The following is a 19,958-nucleotide window of genomic DNA, read 5'->3' on the forward strand; positions in this document are numbered from 1 at the left end:
GTGTACGCGTACACCGCCCCCCCTCACCCGTACCGGCCGGGCAGCCGCCTCAGAGCGTCAGCACCGCGAAGGAAGCCGTCAGTTGGACCCCGCCCACGAGCGCGAGCCAGCCCGCGACGCGGTTCAGGCGCAGGCCCCCGGCCACGACCACCGCGGCGAGCAGCAGCGCCCCGCCCAGCGGGAGCCACGCGTGCAGGAAGCCGGGACCGCCGCTGCGGACCGCCTCGGGCGCCCCGGACGTGGTGCCGGACTTGATGACGACCGGGATCCGCTCGCCCTTGCGGGCGGCCACCGACTCGTCGATCACGACCTTCGCGCGCGGCTTGCCGCCGGAGGCGGGCGCGTACGGTCCTGTGCACGTGTCGCCGCCGCAGCGCGCGAGGGACAGCGTGCCCCGTTCCTTCCGCTCGCCGGGGAGCATCACGTACCGGGCCGTGCCCCACGACGCCCAGGCTCCGGCGGTCAGGATGAGGGCCGCGACGAGCCCCGCCGCGCCCCGCAGTGCGTATGCGGGCATGGCCGCGATCCTTGGGGATGTGACCGCGCTCAGTCAACACCCGTCGGCAGACGCCGTCGCGGGCGCCGTCAGGAGTTGTACGCGCTCTGCGCCCGCTCCAGGCCCTCCGTGACCAGGCACTCCACGCCGTCCGCCGCCCGGTCCACGAAGTAGTCGAGCTCCTTGCGCTCCGTCGAGGAGAAGTCCTTCAGGACGAAGTCCGCGACCTGCATCCGGCCCGGCGGCCGCCCGATGCCGAACCGCACCCGGTGGTAGTCGGACCCCATGGCCTTGGTCATCGACTTCAGACCGTTGTGGCCGTTGTCGCCGCCGCCCAGCTTCAGGCGCAGGACGCCGTAGTCGATGTCCAGCTCGTCGTGGACCGCGACGATGTTCGCCGTCGGCACCTTGTAGAAGTCGCGGAGCGCCGTGACCGGGCCGCCCGACAGGTTCATGTACGACATCGGCTTGGCGAGGACGACGCGGCGGCTGCCCGGGCCCATCGGACCGATCCGGCCCTCCAGGACCTGCGCCTGCGCCTTGGCGGCCCGCTTGAAGCTCCCGCCGATCCGCTCCGCGAGCAGGTCGGCGACCATGAAGCCCACGTTGTGCCGGTTCATGGCGTAGTCGGGGCCCGGGTTGCCGAGACCCACGATCAGCCAGGGGGCGCTCGGGTCCGTCGTCATCTGCATGTCTCCTTCATAGCTCAACCGCCGCCCAGCGCCTGGGCGCTGAGCGGCGGTTGACAGCTGACTACGAGCGTACGGCTCAGGCCTCGGCGGCCTCGTCGCCCTCACCCTCGGCCGGGGCCTCCTCGGCCTGCGCGGCCAGGACCTGCAGGACGACGGCGTCGTCCTCGGTGGCCAGGGAGACGCCGGCGGGCAGCTTGATGTCCTTGGCGAGGACGGAGGCGCCGGCCTCCAGGCCCGCGATGGAGACCGTGACGGCCTCGGGGATGTGGGTGGCCTCGGCCTCGACCGGCAGCGCGTTCAGGACGTGCTCCAGGAGGTTGCCGCCGGCGGCCAGCTCGCCCTCGGTGTGGACGGGGATCTCGACGGTGACCTTCTCGCCGCGCTTGACCAGGAGCAGGTCGACGTGCTCGATGAAGCCCTTCAGCGGGTCGCGCTGCACGGCCTTCGGGATGGCCAGCTCGTTCTTGCCGTCGACGTCCAGGGAGAGCAGGACGTTCGGCGTGCGCAGGGCGATCATCAGCTCGTGGCCCGGCAGCGTGATGTGGACCGGCTCGGAGCCGTGGCCGTAGACGACGCCGGGAACCTTGTTCTCGCGGCGGATGCGGCGGGCGGCGCCCTTGCCGAACTCGGTGCGGGACTCGGCGCTGAGCTTGACCTCAGACATGGTGCACTCCTCGTACAAAGGTGAACGGTTGCGTCACCCGGCCATACGACTGGCCTGCTACGAAGAGCGCGTCGATAACGGACCGCCGCACCATATGAGTGCGGCCTCCCTCGCCGAGCAACTTTCACAGTCTACTCGGCGGGGAGGCCGTACCCCAAAACGATCTACGGACCGGTGGCCGTCAGGCTCAGGCCTGCGGGCCGCTCTGCTCCTCGAACAGGCTGGTCACGGAGCCGTCCTCGAAGATCTCCCGGACCGCGTTCGCGATCGTCGGGGCGATCGAGAGGACCGTGATCTTGTCGAGCTCCAGCTCGTTCGGCGTCGGCAGCGTGTTCGTGAACACGAACTCGCTGACCTTCGAGTTCTTCAGGCGGTCCGCCGCGGGACCCGAGAGGACACCGTGCGTCGCCGTCACGATGACGTCCTCGGCGCCGTGCGCGAACAGCGCGTCGGCGGCCGCGCAGATCGTGCCACCCGTGTCGATCATGTCGTCGACCAGGACGCACACGCGGCCCTCGACGTTGCCGACCACCTCGTGGACGGTGACCTGGTTGGCGACGTCCTTGTCGCGGCGCTTGTGCACGATCGCCAGGGGCGCGCCCAGGCGGTCGCACCAGCGGTCGGCGACGCGCACGCGGCCCGCGTCCGGGGACACGACGGTCAGCTTGTCCTTGTCGACCTTCGCGCCCACGTAGTCCGCGAGGATCGGCAGCGCGAAGAGGTGGTCGACGGGGCCGTCGAAGAAGCCCACGATCTGGTCCGTGTGCAGGTCCACGGACACGATCCGGTCCGCGCCCGCCGTCTTCAGCAGGTCCGCCACCAGACGCGCCGAGATCGGCTCGCGGCCGCGGTGCTTCTTGTCCTGACGGGCGTAGCCGTAGAACGGCACGATCACGGTGATGCTCCGCGCGGAGGCCCGCTTCAGAGCGTCGATCATGATCAGCTGCTCCATGATCCACTTATTGATCGGAGCCGTGTGGCTCTGGATCAGGAAGCAGTCCGCGCCACGGGCCGACTCCTGGTACCGCACGTAGATCTCACCGTTGGCGAAATCGAACGCCTTCGTCGGTACGACGCCGATGCCCAGCTGGTGGGCTACCTCCTCGGCCAACTCGGGGTGGGCGCGGCCGGAGAAGAACATCAACTTCTTCTCGCCGGTCGTCTTGATCCCGGTCACAGCACTGTCTCCTCAGACGAGTTCTTCCGCTGCTGCACCCGCGATACATCCAAGAGGTCCCGGAAACATCCCAGAACGTAGGCCGCGCCACGAGACAGCCGATTGGTGTGCACCTATCACGGTACGCGGTATCCGGCGCACCTTTTTCCGGTCAGCTTTCGCCGACCTCGTTCTCCCCGGCCCGCGACGCCGCCTCGGCGGCCTTCGCGGCCGCGCTCCCCGGACGCTTGCGGGCCACCCAACCCTCGATATTCCGCTGCTGGCCACGGGAGACGGCCAGCGAACCCGCCGGTACGTCCTTCGTGATCACCGAGCCGGCGGCGGTGTAGGCACCGTCGCCAATCGTGACGGGAGCCACAAACATGTTGTCCGAACCCGTCCGGCAGTGCGACCCCACCGTCGTGTGGTGCTTCGCCTCGCCGTCGTAGTTCACGAAGACGCTGGCCGCCCCGATGTTCGTGTACTCGCCGATCGTCGCGTCCCCGACGTACGACAGGTGCGGCACCTTCGTGCCCTCGCCCAGCGTCGCGTTCTTCATCTCGACGTACGCGCCGGCCTTCGACTTCGGGCCGAGCCGCGTGCCCGGACGCAGATACGTGAACGGGCCGACGACCGCCGCCGGGCCGATCTCTGCGCTGTCCGCCACCGTGTTGTCCACCCGCGCGCCCGCGCCGACCGTCGTGTCCTTCAGGCGCGTGTGCGGGCCCACCTCGGCGCCCTCGCCCACGTGCGTGGCCCCCTGGAGCTGCGTGCCCGGGTGCACCAGTGCGTCCCGCTCGAACGTGACCGTCGCGTCGACCCAGGTGGAGGCCGGGTCCACGACCGTCACGCCCGCGAGCATGGCCTCCGTGAGGAGCCGGTCGTTCAACACCCGCCGGGCGTCGGCCAGTTGGACGCGGTTGTTGATCCCCGCGATCTCCCGGTGGTCCCCGGCCACGGAGGCGCCCACGCGGTGCCCGGCCTCCCGCAGGATCCCGAGCACGTCCGTCAGGTACTCCTCGCCCTGGCTGTTGTCCGTGCGGACCTTGCCGAGCGCGTCCGCGAGCAGCTGCCCGTCGAACGCGAACACGCCCGAGTTGATCTCCCGGATCGCCCGCTGCTCGTCGGTGGCGTCCTTGTGCTCCACGATCGCCGTGACGGCGCCGGTCGCCGCGTCGCGCACGATGCGGCCGTAGCCGGTCGCGTCGGGGACCTCGGCGGTCAGGACGGTGACGGCGTTGCCGTCGGCGCCGTGCGTGTCGGCGAGGCGCTTGAGGGTCGCGCCGGTGAGCAGCGGGGTGTCGCCGCACACGACGACGACGGTGCCCTCGACGCTGCCGCCGAACTCGTCGAGGCCGATGCGGACGGCGTGGCCGGTGCCGTTCTGCTCCGCCTGGTACGCGGTGCGGACGTCGGGGTCGATCTGGGCGAGGTGCGCGGTGACGCGCTCGCTCTCGTGCCCCACGACGGCCACGAGCCGCTCCGGCGCGAGCTCGCGCGCGGCGGCGAGTACGTGGCCCACGAGGGAACGGCCGCAGATCTCGTGCAGAACCTTCGGGGTGGCCGACTTCATACGGGTGCCCTCACCCGCTGCGAGGACGACGACGGCTGCCGGGCAATTGGCGCTCACGGGGGTGCCCTTCGGCTTCGGATGGGATGGGGTGCGGACATCCGCAGGATACCGGGGCGTAGGGGAGCGGAAATGAGGGCGGGTCCTGACCGTGGTGGTCAGGACCCGAACTGTGGTGCTGTGCTCCCGGGGAAGGAATCGAACCCTCATTCAATGGACCAAAACCATTTGTCCTGCCATTAGACGACCCGGGATGGTCTGCGTCTTATGCCCGATTCTGGTGATCGGTTTCAGGCGCGGACAACACTATGCCGTACCAAGTGCCTCCGATGCGACGGTATGAGTCAGCTCCGCCGAGTACGCCGACGCGCGGGGGCCGGGGCGTGCGGTCGCCGGGCCCGAAACTCGCCGGAAAACGAGGCGCGGGCGCCCGTAGGCTGGAAGGCATGACCACGACGGGGGACAGCGGTGCAGCGGCCAGGAACGGGCCGTGGTGGTGGGAGCGGCGGCGCAGTGCCGTGCTCGACGCGGGCCTTGCGCTGGCGTCGGCGGCGGAGTGCGGCGCGGAGGGCATCGAGTTCTCCAAGGACGCGGGGCTTCCGCTCGCGGTGGGCGTGGCCTTCGGGATGCTCGCGGGGTCGACGCTGCTGCTGCGGCGCCGGTGGCCGATCGCGGTGGTGCTGGTCTCGGTGGCGATCACGCCGGCGCAGATGGGCATCCTGATGACGATCGTCGGCCTGTACACGCTGGCGGCGTCGGAGCTGCCGCGCCGCATCATCGGGGCGCTCTCGGGGATGTCGCTCGCGGGGACGCTGATAGTGACGCTGGTGCGGGCCAACCAGGACATGGCGAGCGGCGATCTGCGGATCGGCGAGGGCTTCATCCCGTTCATCGCGATCAGTACGTCGCTCGGGGTCACGGCGCCGCCGGTGCTGCTCGGTCTGTACGTGGGCGCGCGGCGCCGTCTGATGGAGAGCCTGCGGGAGCGGGCCGACAGCCTGGAGCGGGAGCTCCAACTGCTCGCGGAGCGTGCCGAGGAGCGGGCGGAGTGGGCGCGGGGCGAGGAGCGCACGCGGATCGCCCGGGACATGCACGACGTGGTGGCGCACCGGGTGAGCCTGATGGTGGTGCATGCGGCGGCGCTGCAGGCAGTGGCGCGCAAGGACCCGGAGAAGGCGGTGAAGAACGCCGCGCTGGTCGGGGACATGGGCCGCCAGGCGCTGACGGAACTGCGGGAGATGCTGGGCGTGCTGCGGGCCGGGGAGGCCCCGCCGAAGCCCGCGCCCGCGCCGGTGCCGCTCGCGGCGGTGGGCGCGGCGGCGGCGCAGGCGGCGTCGCGGGCCGAGGGCGGCCCTGGAGCCGACGGGGCCGAGGCGGCCGAGGCGGCCGACGGCCCGTGCCTGGCGGAGCTCGACGAGCTGGTGGACCAGTCGCGGGCGGCCGGGATGGCCGTGGACCTGTGGGTGGAGGGCGAGTCGCGGACGTACGCGGCGGACGTGGAGGAGACCGCGTTCCGCGTCGTCCAGGAGGCGTTGACGAACGTCCACAAGCACGCGGCGGGCGCGAAGACGTACGTGCGGCTCGCGCACCGCTCCGAGGAGATCGCCATGCAGGTGGAGAACGGCCCGCCGCCGGAGTCCGGCCAGGCCGACGCCGGCCTGCCGAGCGGGGGCAACGGCCTGGTGGGAATGAAGGAGCGGGTGACCGCGCTCGGGGGCGTCTTCGTGTCGGGGCCGACGGACGCGGGCGGCTTCCGGGTGTCGGCGGTGCTTCCGGCAGGGGTCGGCCAGTAGGCCCGCGTACGAAGGCGGGGGTCAGCCCGCGGTGAGGCGCACTGGCTGGGTGCCCGCGACGAGCGTGGTCAGGGCCTGGTCGATGTGGGCGCCGAGGAACCAGTCGCCGCTGTGGTCGAGGCTGTAGACGCGGCCCTCGGCGTCGACGGCGAGGAGCGCCTGGGTCTCGGTCTCCTCGCCGATCGGGCAGACCTCGGTGCCGAGGGCGCGGCCCAGGTCACCGAGGGTGCGGGCCATGTGCAGGCCGTACATGGGGTCGAGGTGCAGGGTGGCGGGGGCTATCTGGCGGCCGGGGCCCTGCGGGGTGATGTGCAGGCCGCCGAATTCGGCCCAGGCCTCGACGGCGGCGGGGAAGACGGCGTGCTGGTGCCCCGCGGGCGAGGTGTGGCGGCGCAGGACGTCGGCCCAGATCTCGGCCTGCTTGATGTCCCAGCGGCCCGGCCGCCAGCCCGCGGTGCGCAGGGCGGCGTCGACGGGGACGGGGAAGCGGGTGGAGCTCTCGGTGTGCATGGGTCGCCCTTGGGGTGCGGGTGGGGTGCGGATCACGGCTGACGGATGACGGCTGGCAGATGGCAGATTGCAGATGTCGAAATCCGTCAGCTGTCAGTCGTCAGCTGTCGGTCGTCGGTTCCACGACGCGTACGCCGAAGTGTGCGGTCAGGGCGGTGCAGGAGCGGCACGGGCGGGCGAAGGAGCCGTGCAGGGGGTCGCCGTCCTCGCGGATGCGGCGGGTGGTGAGCTTCGCGTGCTTGAGGGCCTTGCGGGCCTCGCCGTTGGTCATGGGTTTGCGGGACGCGCGTTTGGAGCGGCCCGCGTCGGCGGTGGTGAGGTGCCGGGAGATGAGGATGGCCTCGGCGCAGCGGCCGGTGAAGCGTTCGCGCTGGCCGCTCGTGAGGGTGTCGAGGAAGTCCTGTACGAGCGGGTGAAGGTCCGGGGGGTCTTCGCCGCGCCGGGGCGTGCCGGTGAGCGTGGTGCCGCGCACGGACAGCGCGGCGGCGACGGTGGGCAGGATGCCGTCGCGGCGCTGGCGCAGGACGGGCGCGTGGGCGGGCGCGCTGCTCCAGCCGACGCGGGGGTCGCCGCGCTCGGCCGTGGTGGTGCCCGCGCCGCCGGAAGCCCCCCTGGAACGGGTGGTTCCGGAGTGGGCGGCGGGTGTGCCGCCCGTCTTGGACATGCCGGTTTGTGCCGTGTGCATGTGGTGTTTCCCTCCCCGTGCCGGCGATGCAAGGCGCCGGTGCCACGCCCCCGCGTTGCGGGAACAGACTGCCAAATGGGGCGCGTGGTGTGGAAGCGGGGTCCGGCCGACACGCCTGGTTTTCGGCTCTGGGTGACGGGGCCGTGGCGGGTGGTCACGGCCGCGGCCGGGGGCGGGGAAGAGCGGCTGAGGCGGCCCGATGACCCGTGTCGAGCTTCCGCATAGGCTGTCGCCATCCGTGAACCTCACAGTGCCGCAGGGGGCAACCGCCATGACGACAGGTCGGCTCGGGCAGCAAGCCGCGCCGCCGAACGCGGCCTACGCCGGGCAGGTCGTGCACTTCCCGGACCCGGTGCGCGCCGCCCGCCACCCGAGAGGGGTGCGGGTGGACGGCGACGGCTACCCGGACTTCTCGCCGTACGCGCGCGCGGCCGCGGAGATCGCCGAGCCGCCGGAGGGCTTCGGCGTGGACGAGCTGCGGCTCACGGACTACGTGTCGGCGAACGCGGTGCTCGCCGCGTCCGGCCACGAGCTGTGGGACACGCTGCCGCCGGTGGCGACGCCGCACGGCTGGACGTGGCACCACGTGCCGAACAGCCGCCGTCTTGAGCTGGTCCCGGTCGAGGTGAAGGCGCTGCTTCGCCACCACGGCGGCATCGCGACCACGCCGGTCGACCACGCCAAGCGCGGCACCCGCCCGCTCCAGGAGACCCGGCCCGCGCACCTGGCCCTGCCGAAGGCGGCGCTCGCCGTCACGGAGAGCCAGGTCGCCGGCGTGGAGGAGGACCTCGGGTACCGCCTGCCGGGCGCGTACCGCTCCTTCCTCAAGGCGGCGGGCGGCTGCGCGCCGGTCGGCACGGCCCTGGACGCGGAGCTCGGCCTCCTGATCGACCAGCCCTTCTTCACGGTCCGCGACGAGGCGGCCGTCAACGATCTGGTGTACGTCAACAAGTGCCTGCGCGATCACCTCACCAAGGACTACTTGGGCGTGGGCTTCGTCCAGGGCGGTCTGCTTGCCGTGAAGGTCAAGGGCGACCGGATCGGCTCGGTGTGGTTCTGCGCGTACGACGACGCGCGCGACCAGGACGCGTGGGCGCCCGCGGAGCGGGTGCAGCGGCTGCTGCTGCCGTGCGGTGACGACTTCGACGCGTTCCTCTCGCGGCTCGCGGGCAGCCCGCCGGAGCTGGAGACCGTGGCGAACCTGATGGTGGACGGCGGCTTCGCGCGCGTCGTCCCGGTGGGGGAGTGAGCTCGCAGATGGTGACGTTCGCGCAGGCGCAGGAGCGCGCCGAGGAATGGATCAACGGCGATGTGCCGGGGCCCGGCCACCGCGAGGTGCGGGTGCGGGAGTTCGAGCTCGGCTTCGTCGTGTGGGCGGAGGACCGCGAGGGCGGTCCCCGCTCGGACGGCGGCGGCCAGCGCCTCGTCATCGCCCGGGACAGCGGCGAGGCGACGCTGTGGCCCGCGCTGCCGGTGGGCGAGGTGATCCGCCGGTACGAGGAGGAGTACGGGGTGCCTGAGGCGGCGCCGGAACCGGCCCCGGCCGCGCCCGCGCGCATGGACCTGAACCAGACGTCGTTCCTGTTGAGCCCGCCGGAGTGGCTCCAGGAGGCGGCGGACAAGCTGGGCATTCCGGATCGCCGGTCTGCTGGCGCCGCTTCTGGCGGGGGCGCCCAGGGCGGGGGGCCGGCTTCCGGCGAGCCCGGGGCGGCTTCGGCTCCGGGTGCGGGTTCGGCTCCCGCCGCGGTTCCCGGTGCGGCTGCGGCTGCGGCTGCGGCTGCTGGTCCGGCTCCGGCTCCGGCTGCGGGTCCGGGCGCGGCTCCTGTCGCGGCTTCGGGTCCGGTTCCGGGTGCGGCTCCCGCTGCGGGGGCGGCCGGTGGTGGTGCGTCGTGGCCTGCGGCAGGGGCGCCGGGTGGTCAGCCCGCGGCCGACGGCGGTGCGGCGGCATCGGCGGGCGTGCCCGCGTCGGCGACGCCGTGGGCCGGTACGGACACGAACACGGGCGCCGATGACGACGACGTCGCGGTGCCGCTGCCCGAGACGGTCTTCTCACCGCAGCTGACCGTGTCGGACGACGACGGCGACGGGACGCCCACCGTGTCGCCGGAGGCCAAGACCGCGCTGATGTCGGGCGGCAGCCAGCTGCCGAAGACGGCGATCGCGCCCGCCCTGGACGAGCCGGGTGCCGGTGCCGTGGGCGGTGGCCCGAACCTGCCTCCGCCGGTGCCGGGTTCGGCGGTCGGCGGCCCGAACCTGCCGCCGCCTCCGGCGGGTTCGGCGGTCAGTGGTCCCGGTGTGCCGCCGCCGCCCGCGGGTGCGACGCCTGCGGGTGCGCCGGTGGGCGGTCCGGGTGGCCAGGGCGGTCCGGGTGCGATGCCGCCGCCTGCTGGTGCGCCGGTGGGTGGGCCTGGTGTGCCTGCGCCACCTGCGGGTGCGGTTCCGTCGTCCGGCGGTGCGCCGGGTGCCGGGCCGGATCTGGCGCCGACGTCTCCTGGTCCCGGGGCCGGTGGTCCCGGTATGCCGCCGCCTGCTGGTTCGCCGGTGGGTGGGCCTGGTGTGCCACCGCCGCCTGCGGGTGCGGTTCCGTCGTCCGGTGGTGTGCCGGGTGCCGGGCCTGACCTGCCGCCGCCGCCTGCCGGTTCGGCGGCCGGTGGCCCCAACGTGCCCCCGCCGCCCGCCGGTTCCGGCGCGCCCGGTGGCGCCGACACGCCGCCTCCCGGCGCGGGCGCCACCCCGCCGCCCTCCGGCCCCGGCACCCCGGGTACGCCCGCCGGTGGCTACGTACCGACGCAGCTCGTCTCGTCCCTCGGCCCCGACGGCCCCGAGGCTCCCGGCACTCCGGGCGCGCCCCAGCCCCCCGCGGCTCCCGGCACGCCCCCCGGCGGTGCCCACCACGCCGAGACGATGCTGGCCGACCCCAGCCTCGGCGGCGCGCCGAAGCCTCCGGGCGCCCCGGGCACGCCCGGCGCCCCCCAGCCTCCGGGCGCCCCCGGTACCCCCGGCACGCCCCCCGGCGGCGTCCACCACGCGGCGACCATGCTGGCCGACCCGAGCCTGGGCGGCGGGCTCAAGCCGCCCGGTGCTCCGGGCGCACCCGGTACTCCGGGTGCCCCGCAGCCGCCCGGCCCGCCCGGCGCACCCGGCGCACCCGGTGCGCCTGGTGCGCCTGGTGCCCCTCAGCCTCCCGGCGCCCCGGGCGCCCCCGCCGCACCTGGAGCTCCCGGCGCTCCCGGCGCTCCCGGCGCCCCGGGCGGCGGCGTCCACCACGCCGCCACCATGCTCGCGGGCCCGGCCGTCGGCGGCCCCGGCGCTCCCGGCGCCCCCGCCGGACCTGGCGCCCCCCAGCCCCCCGGCCCCCCGGGAGCACCCGGCGTACCCGGCGCCCCTGGCGCGCCCGGAACCCCGGGCGCCCCCGGCATGCCCCAGCCCGCCCCCGGCATGGCCCCACCCGGCCCCGGCATGGCCCCCGCCCCCGGCATGGCCCCGCCAGGCGCCCCGGGCATGGCCCCGCCGCCCCCCGGCATGGCCCAGCCCGGCGGCCCCGGCATGCCCCCGCCCCCCGGTCCCGGTCAGCCCTACGGCTACCCGCAGCCGCCCACCGGGCAGCCCACCGTGGGGCCCGGCTACCAGGCCGTGCTGCGCTACCGCGCCGCCGACGGGTCCGAGCAGCAGGTCATCCGGCGTTCGGCGCCGGGAACGCCGCACCCGGAGTGGCAGATCTTCCATGAGCTGCGCGGCATGAACATCCCGCCGGACCAGGTCCTGGAGCTGCACACGGAGCTGGAGTCGTGCGAGCTGCCGGGCGCGTACTGCGCGCGGATGATCCGGGAGACGTGGCCGCAGGCGCGGATCACGTCGATCGCGCCGTACGGCAGGGACCACGCGTCGCGTCAGCAGGGCATGCAGCAACTGCTCGCGCACCAGGGCGAGTTGCACCAGGTCGCGGACGGCCCGGCGCGCCCGGCGCCGGTGCGCGCCCCGCTGCCGCCGGTGCAGCCCGCGCCCGCGATCCCGCCGGAGGCGGTGGGCCAGGAGCTCGCCGGGGCGTTCGGCCCCGGGGTGTTCCGGTTCGACCAGCGTGCGGTGTCGCGGCAGGGCGTGCCGGACGTCGTGGCGCACACGCTCGTCGTGGCGGGCCTGCCGGTCGACTTCGGCCCGTTCTTCTGGGCGCAGGCCCAGGCGGGCCGCCCGGTGCCGACGCTCGCGGAGCTGGCGCAGGAGCGCGGTGTGCAGCCCGCGTCGGACGCGGGCTCGTACCTGGTGATGGGCAGCGACTTCGGACGCGCGCTGTGCGTGCAGTACGGCACGGCGCACATCGTCGCGGTGCCGGTCGAGGCCGGTCCGGGCGGTGCCCCGGTGCCGCCGCAGTTCGTGAACACGGGCCTGCCCGAGTTCGTGCGCTGCCTGGCGCTGCTCGGCCGCATGTGGCGGCTGCGCTACGGCCTCAACCAGGAGCAGGCGGGCCGCTGGACCGTCGACTTCCAGACGCAGCTCGCGGCCCTGGACCCGGCCGCGCTCGCGTCGCCGGAGAGCTGGTGGTCGGTGCTGCTCGAGCAGATGTGGGACGGCCTGCTGTAGCCGTACGCCCGTACGCCCGTCCGTACGACCGATCGGGGCGCTCGACCTGCGTGACGGGTCGGGCGCCCCGATCATGCGGTCATGAGTACGCAGCCGGTCCCGTCGGCCGGGAAGGCCGGGCGCCGCTGGCCCAGGAGGGTCGCGTGGGGCCTGCTCGCCGTCGTGCTGCTCCTGGCCGCGTACGCGACGAGCCTGTACTTCTGGGCCGGTTCGCGGCTGCGGACGACGGCGGCCTTCAGCGCGTACGAGGGGCGGCCCGCGCGGGGCGAGGGCACCGACTGGCTGCTCGTCGGCTCCGACAGCCGGGCCGCGCTGACGCCCGAACAGCGCAAGGACCTGCACGTCGGCAACGACCAGGGTCTGAACACCGACACGATCATGCTGCTCCACCACGGGGACAGCGGCCCGTATCTGGTGTCGATCCCGCGGGACTCGTACGTCACCGTCCCCGGCCACGGCCGTAACAAGATCAACGCGGCGTACGCGCTCGGCGGTGCCCCGCTGCTCACGCGCACCGTCGAGCAGGCGACCGGGCTGCGCGTGGACCACTACGCGGAGGTGAACTTCCTCGGCTTCGTGGACGTCGTGGACGCGCTCGGCGGCGTGCGGATCTGTGTGCCCGCGGGCGGTCTGCACGACGCGAAGTCGGGCGCGGACTTCGCGGCGGGCTGCCAGGAGATGGACGGCGTGCGGGCGCTGCGGTACGTGCGCGCCCGCTACTCGGACCCCCTCGGTGACCTCGGCCGGGTGAAACGGCAGCGGCAGCTGGTGAGCGCCGTCGCCGACAAGGCGACGGGCCTGTCGGTGCTCCTGCCGCCGTGGGAGCTGATCCCGTTCGCCGGCGCGGCGCTCGACGCGCTGACGGTTGACGACGACACCGGGGTCGGCGCCCTCGCCCGACTGGGTCTTGAAATGTCCGATCTGTCGGGTGGATCGGGCGCCACGACGACCGTGCCGGTCGCGAGCGAGCCGGAGATTCCGGGCGTCGGCGATGTCGTCGTATGGGACCGCGCCAAGGCCGGACAGCTCTTCGACGCACTGCGGAACGACACCTCGATTCCGACTTCTGACGCCAATTGACGCATCCTTGACCGTGACGAGCGGGCGGAGTGTCGCGTTATGACCACTTCCGCTTGATCCATCAAGATGTGCGCCAATCGCGTTGTACGCGGGTGGCGCGGCGGCGAGAGTCTGTGTGGGCGACAGAGGGGATCAAGGATGAGCGGCAGCGGTGCATCACCTCATGGCTTCGTCTCCGTGCGCGGCCGCGGCTACCGTCCCGAGCAGGTCGAGGCGTACGCCGACGCGCTGTCCAGGGACCGGGACGCGGCGTGGGAGCGGGCCGCCCGTCTCACGGTGCTCGCCCGGGACATGGGCGAGGAGGCGGCGCGGCTCGGCGAGGCCGTGGGACGGCTCGCCCCGCAGACGTACGAGACGCTGGGGCAACGCGCCCAGTACCTGCTCGCGTTGAGCGAGGAGGAGGCCGCGGCCGTGCGGGAGGCGGCCGCGGCGTACGCGCGCGAGACCGAGGAGCGGGCGGGGGCCGAGGCCGGCGCGGTACGGGACGCCGCGCGCGCCTTCGCCGACGCCGTGCGGGCCGACGCCGACGAGCGCGCCCGGCAGCGGCTGCTCGCCGACCGCGCCACCGCCGACGAGATCCGGATCGGGGCCCGGCGCGACGTCAAGGAGTGGCGCGGCGAGGCGCTCGCGGCGCTGCGCGAGATGCGGCAGCGCACCGGCGCGCTCCTCGCCGAGCAGGAGAAGGACCACCGCGAGCGCTGGGAGGCCACCGAGCGCGAGATCGCCGAGTGCGAGGCCGCCGCCGACGCCCGTGAGGCGGCGCTCGTCGCGGCCGCCGAGGCCCGCCTCTCCGACGCCAAGCGGGCCTTCGCCGAGGCGGAGGAGGCCGCCCGGCACCGCCAGGAGGACGCCGCCGCGCGCGCCGCGGAGTCCGTCGCGCGGGCGCGTGTGACGGAGGAGCGCATCGGCCGTGAGACGGAGCGGTTGCTGCGGGAGCACGGCGAGCGCTGGGACGAGGTCCGCGCCCACATGGACCACGTACGCAGCAGCCTCGCGTCCCTGACGGGCCGGGGGTACGGGGATGTGCCGGGGCCGTCGTCGGGGGACTAGCCGGGGCCTCGCGGGGGCGTCCCAGACCCGCCCCTTCCCGAACTGGGGCTCCGCCCCAGACCCCGCTCCTCAAACGCCGGAGGGGCTGATTTTCTCGCCGGTGCGGCAAGGTTTTAGCCCGTCCGGCGTTTGAGGACGAGGCCGAAGGCCGATTTACGGGGGGTGCTAGGGGGCCGGCCCCCTAGTTTCGGGAAAGGGGCGGGTCTGGGGCGCCCCGCGAGGGCGGCAGCGGCGTCTCCCGGGGCTGCTCCTGGACGACGGGAAACCGCCGGGGCGCGAGGAACAGCAGGACGAGCAGGCACGCCACGGCCGCGCACCCCGCACCCACGTACACGGCATCGACCGCCCCGTCGACGGCCCGCCGCAACCGCTCCGGGTCGGCCACGGACCCGGGATCCTCCAGCGAGCGCGCCACGGCGTCGAGCGACCCCGCACCCCCCAGCCTCGCGCTCAGCACCGCGTTGGCGACGGCGCCGAACAGCGCGGCCCCCACGGTCTGGCCGATCTGACGGCAGAACAGGACGGACGCGGTGGTCGTGCCGCGCTCGGCCCAGCCGACGGTCGACTGGACGCCGACGATCAGCGGCAGCTGGAAGAGCCCGAGCGCGGCGCCGAGCAGCAGCATCAACAGGGCGGGCTGCCAGGCCGAGCCGGGGTAGGGCAGCAGGGGGAAGGCGAACAGGACGCAGGCCGCGGCGCCGATGCCGAGCATGGCGGTGTTGCGGAAGCCGATGCGCCGGTACACGTGCTGGCTGAGCGCGGCCGACACCGGCCAGCTCAGCGTCATGGTGGACAGGACGAAACCGGCGGCGATCGGGGCGAGTTGGAGCACCGACTGCGCGTACGTCGGCAGGAAGACCGTCGGCGCGACCATCGCGAGGCCGAGCGAGCCGAGCGCCAGGTTCACCGCGGCGATGGGGCGCCGCCGCCACACCCAGCCGGGGATGATCGGGTCCGCGGCCCGGCGCTCGATCACCACGACCGCGCCGGCGCACACGAGCCCCGCGGCGAACAGGGCGAGCGACGGCGCCGACAGCCAGTCCCAGGCGACGCCGCCCTGGACGAGCGCGGTGAGCAGCGCGCCCCCCGCGGCGAACACGGCGAGCGCGCCGGGCCAGTCGAGCGGGGCGCGGGGCGCCCGTTCGCGCGCGGGCTCGTGCAGGTGGCGCACGATCAGCCACAGCGCGAACGCCCCTACGGGCAGGTTGACCAGGAAGATCCAGCGCCAGTCGGCGTACGTGGTGAGCAGGCCGCCGACCGCGGGGCCCGCGACCGCCGACGTGGCCCACACGGTGGACAACTTCGCCTGGATCCTGGGGCGTTCCTCAAGGGGGTACAGGTCGGCGGCGAGCGTCTGCACGGTGCCCTGGAGGGCGCCGCCGCCGAGGCCCTGCAGGACGCGGAAGGCGATCAGGGCGGCCATGTTCCAGGCGAGCGCGCACAGCGCGGAACCGGCGAGGAACAGGATGCTGCCCGCGATCAGGACGGGCTTGCGGCCGAAGGTGTCGGACAGCTTGCCGTACACCGGCAGCGAGACCGTGGCGGCGAGGAGATAGCCGGAGAACAGCCAGGAGAAGACGGAGAAGCCGCCGAGCGCGCCGACGATCTGCGGCACGGCCGTGGACACGATGGTGGCGTCGAGGGCGGCGAGCGCCATGACGAGCATGAGCGCGGCGACGACGGCGCCGCGTCTTTCCGCAGGGTCGCGGGGGCCACCGGGGCCGTCGGAGCCGTCATGGCCGTCACTGCCACCGCTGCCGCTCATCCCAAAGTCCCTTCACTCTGCACCCGTTGCCCCGGGTCACTTTCTCATCGGGGTGGTGATCAGGGGAGGGTGGAGGCTCTCTCGCCTGGTGGGACGGTTCTTCAGTCAACAACTGGGTGGAGCGCCCCTGATGTGCGCTCCACCGGTGGGTGGAGAACCCCTAGGGGCTCCTCCGTACTAGGGACAGGGGGATGTTGGTACCGGCGGAGGACGTGGGGACCGGGTTGCGGTTCTTAGATTGGCTTTACGTCGCGGGGCCGGTGAACGGGGGTCGGCCCCGCGCTCCTGCGAGGAACCTCAGCCCAAGGGGTGGGGTTATCCCCCGGAAAAGACTGCGCTCTGCACCAGGGCGCCGGACCCCCTCGTCGCGCCAGACTGATCCAGGCGGGCGGGAACGGGACGCGCTCACCACATCACCGACATAGGAGACTTACCGTGACAACGGCTGTGACCACTCCCAGGCACGGGGGTACTGGAGGGCGTACGGCCGTGGCGGCGCGGGCACGCGGCGTCGTGAAGGCGTACGGCTCAGGGGAGACCCGCGTCGTCGCCCTCGACCACATCGACGTGGACATCGCCCGCGGCCAGTTCACCGCGATCATGGGTCCTTCCGGGTCCGGCAAGTCGACGCTCATGCACTGCCTCGCGGGCCTCGACACGGTCAGCGGCGGCCAGATCTATCTGGACGAGACCGAGATCACCGGCCTGAAGGACAAGAAGCTCACGCAGCTGCGCAGGGACCGCATCGGCTTCATCTTCCAGGCGTTCAACCTGCTGCCCACGCTGAACGCGATCGAGAACATCACGCTGCCGATGGACATAGCAGGACGCAAGCCCGACCGCGGCTGGCTCGACCAGGTCGTGGAGACCGTCGGCCTCGCCGGGCGCCTCAAGCACCGGCCGACCGAGCTCTCCGGCGGTCAGCAGCAGCGCGTCGCCGTGGCCCGCGCCCTCGCGTCCCGGCCCGAGATCATCTTCGGCGACGAGCCCACGGGCAACCTGGACTCCCGCGCGGGCGCCGAGGTCCTCGGCTTCCTGCGCAGGTCGGTCACCGAGCTCGGCCAGACGATCGTGATGGTCACGCACGACCCGGTGGCCGCGTCGTACGCGGACCGAGTGCTCTACCTCGCCGACGGCCGCATCGTCGACGAGATGTACAACCCCACCGCGGACCAGGTCCTGGACCGCATGAAGCACTTCGACGCCCGGGGGCGCACGTCATGACCGTCCTGAAGACCTCGATGCGCAATTTCTTCGCGCACAAGGGACGCATGGCGCTCTCCGCCGTCGCCGTGGTCCTCTCGGTGGCGTTCGTGTGCGGCACGCTCGTGTTCTCCGACACGATGAACACCACCTTCGACAAGCTCTTCGCCGCGACGTCGTCCGACGTCACGCTCTCCCCGAAGAACGCGCCGGACCCGGGCGACGACGGCCCGAAGACCGGCAAGCCCGAGTCCCTCCCCGCCTCCGCGATAGCCCAGGTGAAGAAGGCCGAGGGCGTGAAGTCCGCCGAGGGCGGCATCAGCAGCGACAGCGTCACGGTCGTCAACTCCAAGAACGACGACATCGGCGCGTCCAGCGGCGCCCCGACCATCGCGGGCAACTGGACGAAGAACGACCTGCGCGCCATGGAGATCACCTCCGGGCACGCCCCGCGCGGCCCCACCGAGGTGATGGTCGACGCCGACACCGCCGACAAGCGCGACCTGAAGATCGGCGACGAGCTCCGCACCATCGCCGCCACCGGTGACTTCACCGCCAAGATCTCCGGCATCGCCACCTTCAAGGTGACCAACCCCGGCGCCACGATCGTCTACTTCGACACCCCGACCGCCCAGCGCGAACTGCTCGGCGCCACCGGCCGGTTCACGCACATCAACGTCACCGCGGCGAGCGGCGTCAGCGACACCCAGCTCAAGAAGAACGTGGCGACGACGCTCGGCGCGGGCGCCGCCGACTACAAGATCAAGACGCAGAAGGAGAGCGCGGACGACAACCGCAAGTCCGTCGGCAGCTTCCTGGACGTCATGAAGTACGCGATGCTCGGCTTCGCCGGGATCGCCTTCCTCGTCGGCATCTTCCTGATCATCAACACCTTCTCGATGCTGGTCGCCCAGCGCACCCGCGAGATCGGCCTGATGCGCGCCATCGGCTCGAGCCGCAAGCAGATCAACCGCTCGGTGCTCGTCGAGGCGCTGCTGCTCGGCGTCGTCGGCTCCGTCCTCGGTGTCGGTGCGGGCATCGGCCTCGCCGTCGGCCTGATGAAGCTGATGTCCGGCATGGGCATGGAGCTGTCCACCAAGGACCTGACCATCGCCTGGACCACCCCCGCGGTGGGCCTGCTGCTCGGCATCCTCGTCACCGTCCTCGCCGCGTACCTGCCGGCGCGGCGTGCGGGCAAGGTCTCCCCGATGGCCGCCCTGCGCGAGACGGGCATGCCGAGCGACGCCAAGTCGAGCGCCGTGCGCGCCGTCATCGGCCTGGTCCTCACCGCTGCCGGAGTCTTCGCGCTCTACACCGCCGGGCAGGCCGACAAGGCGAAGGACGGCTCCCTCTTCCTCGGCCTCGGCGTCGTCGCGACCCTCATCGGCTTCGTGGTCATCGGCCCGGTCCTCGCGTCCTTCGTGGTCCGCGTGATCAGCGCGGTGCTCCTGCGGATGTTCGGCCCCATCGGCCGCATGGCCGAGCGGAACGCCCTGCGCAACCCGCGCCGCACGGGCGCCACCGGCGCCGCCCTGATGATCGGCCTCGCCCTGGTCGCCTGCCTCTCCGTCGTCGGCTCCTCGATGGTCGCCTCGGCCACGGACGAGCTGGACAAGTCGGTGGGGGCGGACTTCATCGTGTCGGGCAAGCGCTCGGTCACCCACGAGGTCGAGGACCGCATGCGGAAGACCGCGAACGTCGACCACATCACGCGCTACAAGTTCCCGGACGCCGACATCACCACCCCGGACGGCAAGGTCACCGAGAAGAGCGTCAGCGCCGCCGACGCGACGTACGTCAAGGACATGCACCGCAAGACCCTCTCGGGGAAGCTGAGCGCCGCGTTCGGCAAGGACGCCATATCGGTGGGCGAGAAGTTCGCCAAGAAGCACAGCCTGAAGGTCGGCGACGATCTGAAGGTCGACTTCGAGGACGGCAGGGCCGCCACGCTGAAGATCGCCGCGATCACCTCGGACGACACCGCCCTCGACAAGGGCGCGATGTTCCTGAACATCTCGACCGTCGAGCGCTATGTGCCCGCCGCCAAGATGCCCCTCAGCGAGATGGTGTTCGCCCAGGCGGTCTCCGGCAAGACGGACGAGGCGTACAAGGCCCTCAAGGCCACGCTGGACTACGACCCGTCGTACAAGGTCCAGAACCAGGCCGACTTCAAGGAGGACCTGAAGAACCAGGTCGGCCAGATGCTGAACATGGTCTACGGCCTGCTCGGCCTCGCGATCATCGTGGCCATCCTGGGCGTGGTGAACACGCTGGCCCTCTCCGTGGTCGAGCGGACCCGTGAGATCGGCCTGATGCGGGCCATCGGCCTCTCCCGCCGCCAGCTGCGCCGCATGATCCGCATGGAGTCGGTGGTCATCGCCCTCTTCGGCGCCCTCCTCGGCCTCGGCCTGGGCATGGGCTGGGGCGCGACGGCCCAGAAGCTCCTCGCCCTGGAGGGCCTGAAGGTCCTGGAGATCCCCTGGCCGACGATCATCGCGGTCTTCATCGGCTCGGCCTTCGTGGGCCTGTTCGCCGCGCTGGTCCCGGCGTTCCGGGCGGGCCGGATGAACGTGCTCAACGCCATCGCAACGGACTAGTCCTCCCGGACGGGGGAACGGGGCCGGGGCCAGGGACCATTCCCTGACCCCGGCCCTTCCCGATCTGGGGGCTCCGCCCCCAGACCCCCGCTCCTCCTACGCCGGAGGGGCTGGATTTT

The 19,958-nt window shown here is 72.9% G+C and carries 15 protein-coding genes and 1 tRNA gene; 7 read left to right on the forward strand and 9 right to left on the reverse strand.

Features of this window, described 5'->3' with window-relative positions; all coding sequences use genetic code 11:
- Positions 1-49: 49 nt before the first annotated feature.
- The 6 genes from ACFWZ5_RS36995 to ACFWZ5_RS37020 form a co-directional block, all read right to left on the reverse strand.
- On the reverse strand, positions 50-517 hold the full coding sequence (locus tag ACFWZ5_RS36995) for a hypothetical protein (protein ID WP_384804183.1): 468 nt from the start codon (positions 515-517) through the stop codon (positions 50-52).
- A gap of 68 nt (positions 518-585) precedes the next feature.
- A complete protein-coding gene (gene pth, locus ACFWZ5_RS37000) occupies positions 586-1,188 on the reverse strand; it encodes an aminoacyl-tRNA hydrolase (protein ID WP_384804185.1) in 603 nt (200 codons plus the stop codon).
- Between the two features lie 76 nt (positions 1,189-1,264).
- On the reverse strand, positions 1,265-1,852 hold the full coding sequence (locus ACFWZ5_RS37005; RefSeq protein ID WP_384804187.1) for a 50S ribosomal protein L25/general stress protein Ctc: 588 nt from the start codon (positions 1,850-1,852) through the stop codon (positions 1,265-1,267).
- 187 nt (positions 1,853-2,039) lie between these two features.
- Positions 2,040-3,029, reverse strand: coding sequence for a ribose-phosphate diphosphokinase (locus tag ACFWZ5_RS37010; RefSeq protein WP_384804189.1), 990 nt, complete (start codon positions 3,027-3,029; stop codon positions 2,040-2,042).
- 151 nt (positions 3,030-3,180) lie between these two features.
- Entirely contained in the window at positions 3,181-4,638 is a 1,458-nt protein-coding gene (gene glmU, locus ACFWZ5_RS37015; RefSeq protein WP_384804191.1) for a bifunctional UDP-N-acetylglucosamine diphosphorylase/glucosamine-1-phosphate N-acetyltransferase GlmU, read from the reverse strand.
- 123 nt (positions 4,639-4,761) lie between these two features.
- Positions 4,762-4,832: transfer RNA gene (locus ACFWZ5_RS37020), tRNA-Gln, on the reverse strand.
- 192 nt (positions 4,833-5,024) lie between these two features.
- Between ACFWZ5_RS37020 and ACFWZ5_RS37025 the strand changes: the two genes are divergently transcribed.
- A complete protein-coding gene (locus ACFWZ5_RS37025; protein WP_384804193.1) occupies positions 5,025-6,371 on the forward strand; it encodes a sensor histidine kinase in 1,347 nt (448 codons plus the stop codon).
- Between the two features lie 21 nt (positions 6,372-6,392).
- On the opposite strand, the gene ACFWZ5_RS37030 is transcribed toward ACFWZ5_RS37025, so the two are convergent.
- The gene (locus ACFWZ5_RS37030) at positions 6,393-6,881 is read right to left on the reverse strand and encodes an SUKH-3 domain-containing protein (RefSeq protein WP_384804195.1); all 489 of its coding nucleotides are present in this window, start codon (positions 6,879-6,881) and stop codon (positions 6,393-6,395) included.
- A gap of 100 nt (positions 6,882-6,981) precedes the next feature.
- The gene (locus ACFWZ5_RS37035) at positions 6,982-7,566 is read right to left on the reverse strand and encodes a YwqJ-related putative deaminase (RefSeq protein ID WP_384804197.1); all 585 of its coding nucleotides are present in this window, start codon (positions 7,564-7,566) and stop codon (positions 6,982-6,984) included.
- A 271-nt stretch (positions 7,567-7,837) separates the two neighbouring features.
- Between ACFWZ5_RS37035 and ACFWZ5_RS37040 the strand changes: the two genes are divergently transcribed.
- From ACFWZ5_RS37040 to ACFWZ5_RS37055, 4 genes are all read left to right on the forward strand, one after another.
- Positions 7,838-8,815, forward strand: a complete 978-nt coding sequence (locus ACFWZ5_RS37040) for an SMI1/KNR4 family protein (RefSeq protein WP_384804199.1) — start codon at positions 7,838-7,840, stop codon at positions 8,813-8,815.
- Positions 8,816-9,690: 875 nt separating this feature from the next.
- Positions 9,691-12,144: an SUKH-4 family immunity protein gene (locus ACFWZ5_RS37045; protein ID WP_384891874.1), complete on the forward strand. Its 2,454-nt coding sequence runs from the start codon at positions 9,691-9,693 to the stop codon at positions 12,142-12,144.
- An 81-nt stretch (positions 12,145-12,225) separates the two neighbouring features.
- A complete protein-coding gene (locus tag ACFWZ5_RS37050) occupies positions 12,226-13,224 on the forward strand; it encodes an LCP family protein (protein WP_384804707.1) in 999 nt (332 codons plus the stop codon).
- A 138-nt stretch (positions 13,225-13,362) separates the two neighbouring features.
- A complete protein-coding gene (locus ACFWZ5_RS37055; protein WP_384804709.1) occupies positions 13,363-14,274 on the forward strand; it encodes a cellulose-binding protein in 912 nt (303 codons plus the stop codon).
- A 181-nt stretch (positions 14,275-14,455) separates the two neighbouring features.
- On the opposite strand, the gene ACFWZ5_RS37060 is transcribed toward ACFWZ5_RS37055, so the two are convergent.
- On the reverse strand, positions 14,456-16,039 hold the full coding sequence (locus ACFWZ5_RS37060; RefSeq protein WP_384804711.1) for an MFS transporter: 1,584 nt from the start codon (positions 16,037-16,039) through the stop codon (positions 14,456-14,458).
- Positions 16,040-16,474: 435 nt separating this feature from the next.
- Here ACFWZ5_RS37060 and ACFWZ5_RS37065 point away from each other — a divergent pair, with 435 nt between their 5' ends.
- Together ACFWZ5_RS37065 and ACFWZ5_RS37070 are read left to right on the forward strand one after the other, a co-directional pair.
- A complete protein-coding gene (locus ACFWZ5_RS37065) occupies positions 16,475-17,263 on the forward strand; it encodes an ABC transporter ATP-binding protein (RefSeq protein ID WP_384804713.1) in 789 nt (262 codons plus the stop codon).
- A complete protein-coding gene (locus ACFWZ5_RS37070; RefSeq protein ID WP_384804715.1) occupies positions 17,260-19,839 on the forward strand; it encodes an ABC transporter permease in 2,580 nt (859 codons plus the stop codon). Before ACFWZ5_RS37065 ends, ACFWZ5_RS37070 begins: the two co-directional genes overlap by 4 nt.
- Positions 19,840-19,958 lie beyond the last annotated feature (119 nt).

This window comes from Streptomyces sp. NPDC059003 (genome assembly GCF_042740445.1).
Lineage (GTDB): Bacteria > Actinomycetota > Actinomycetes > Streptomycetales > Streptomycetaceae > Streptomyces.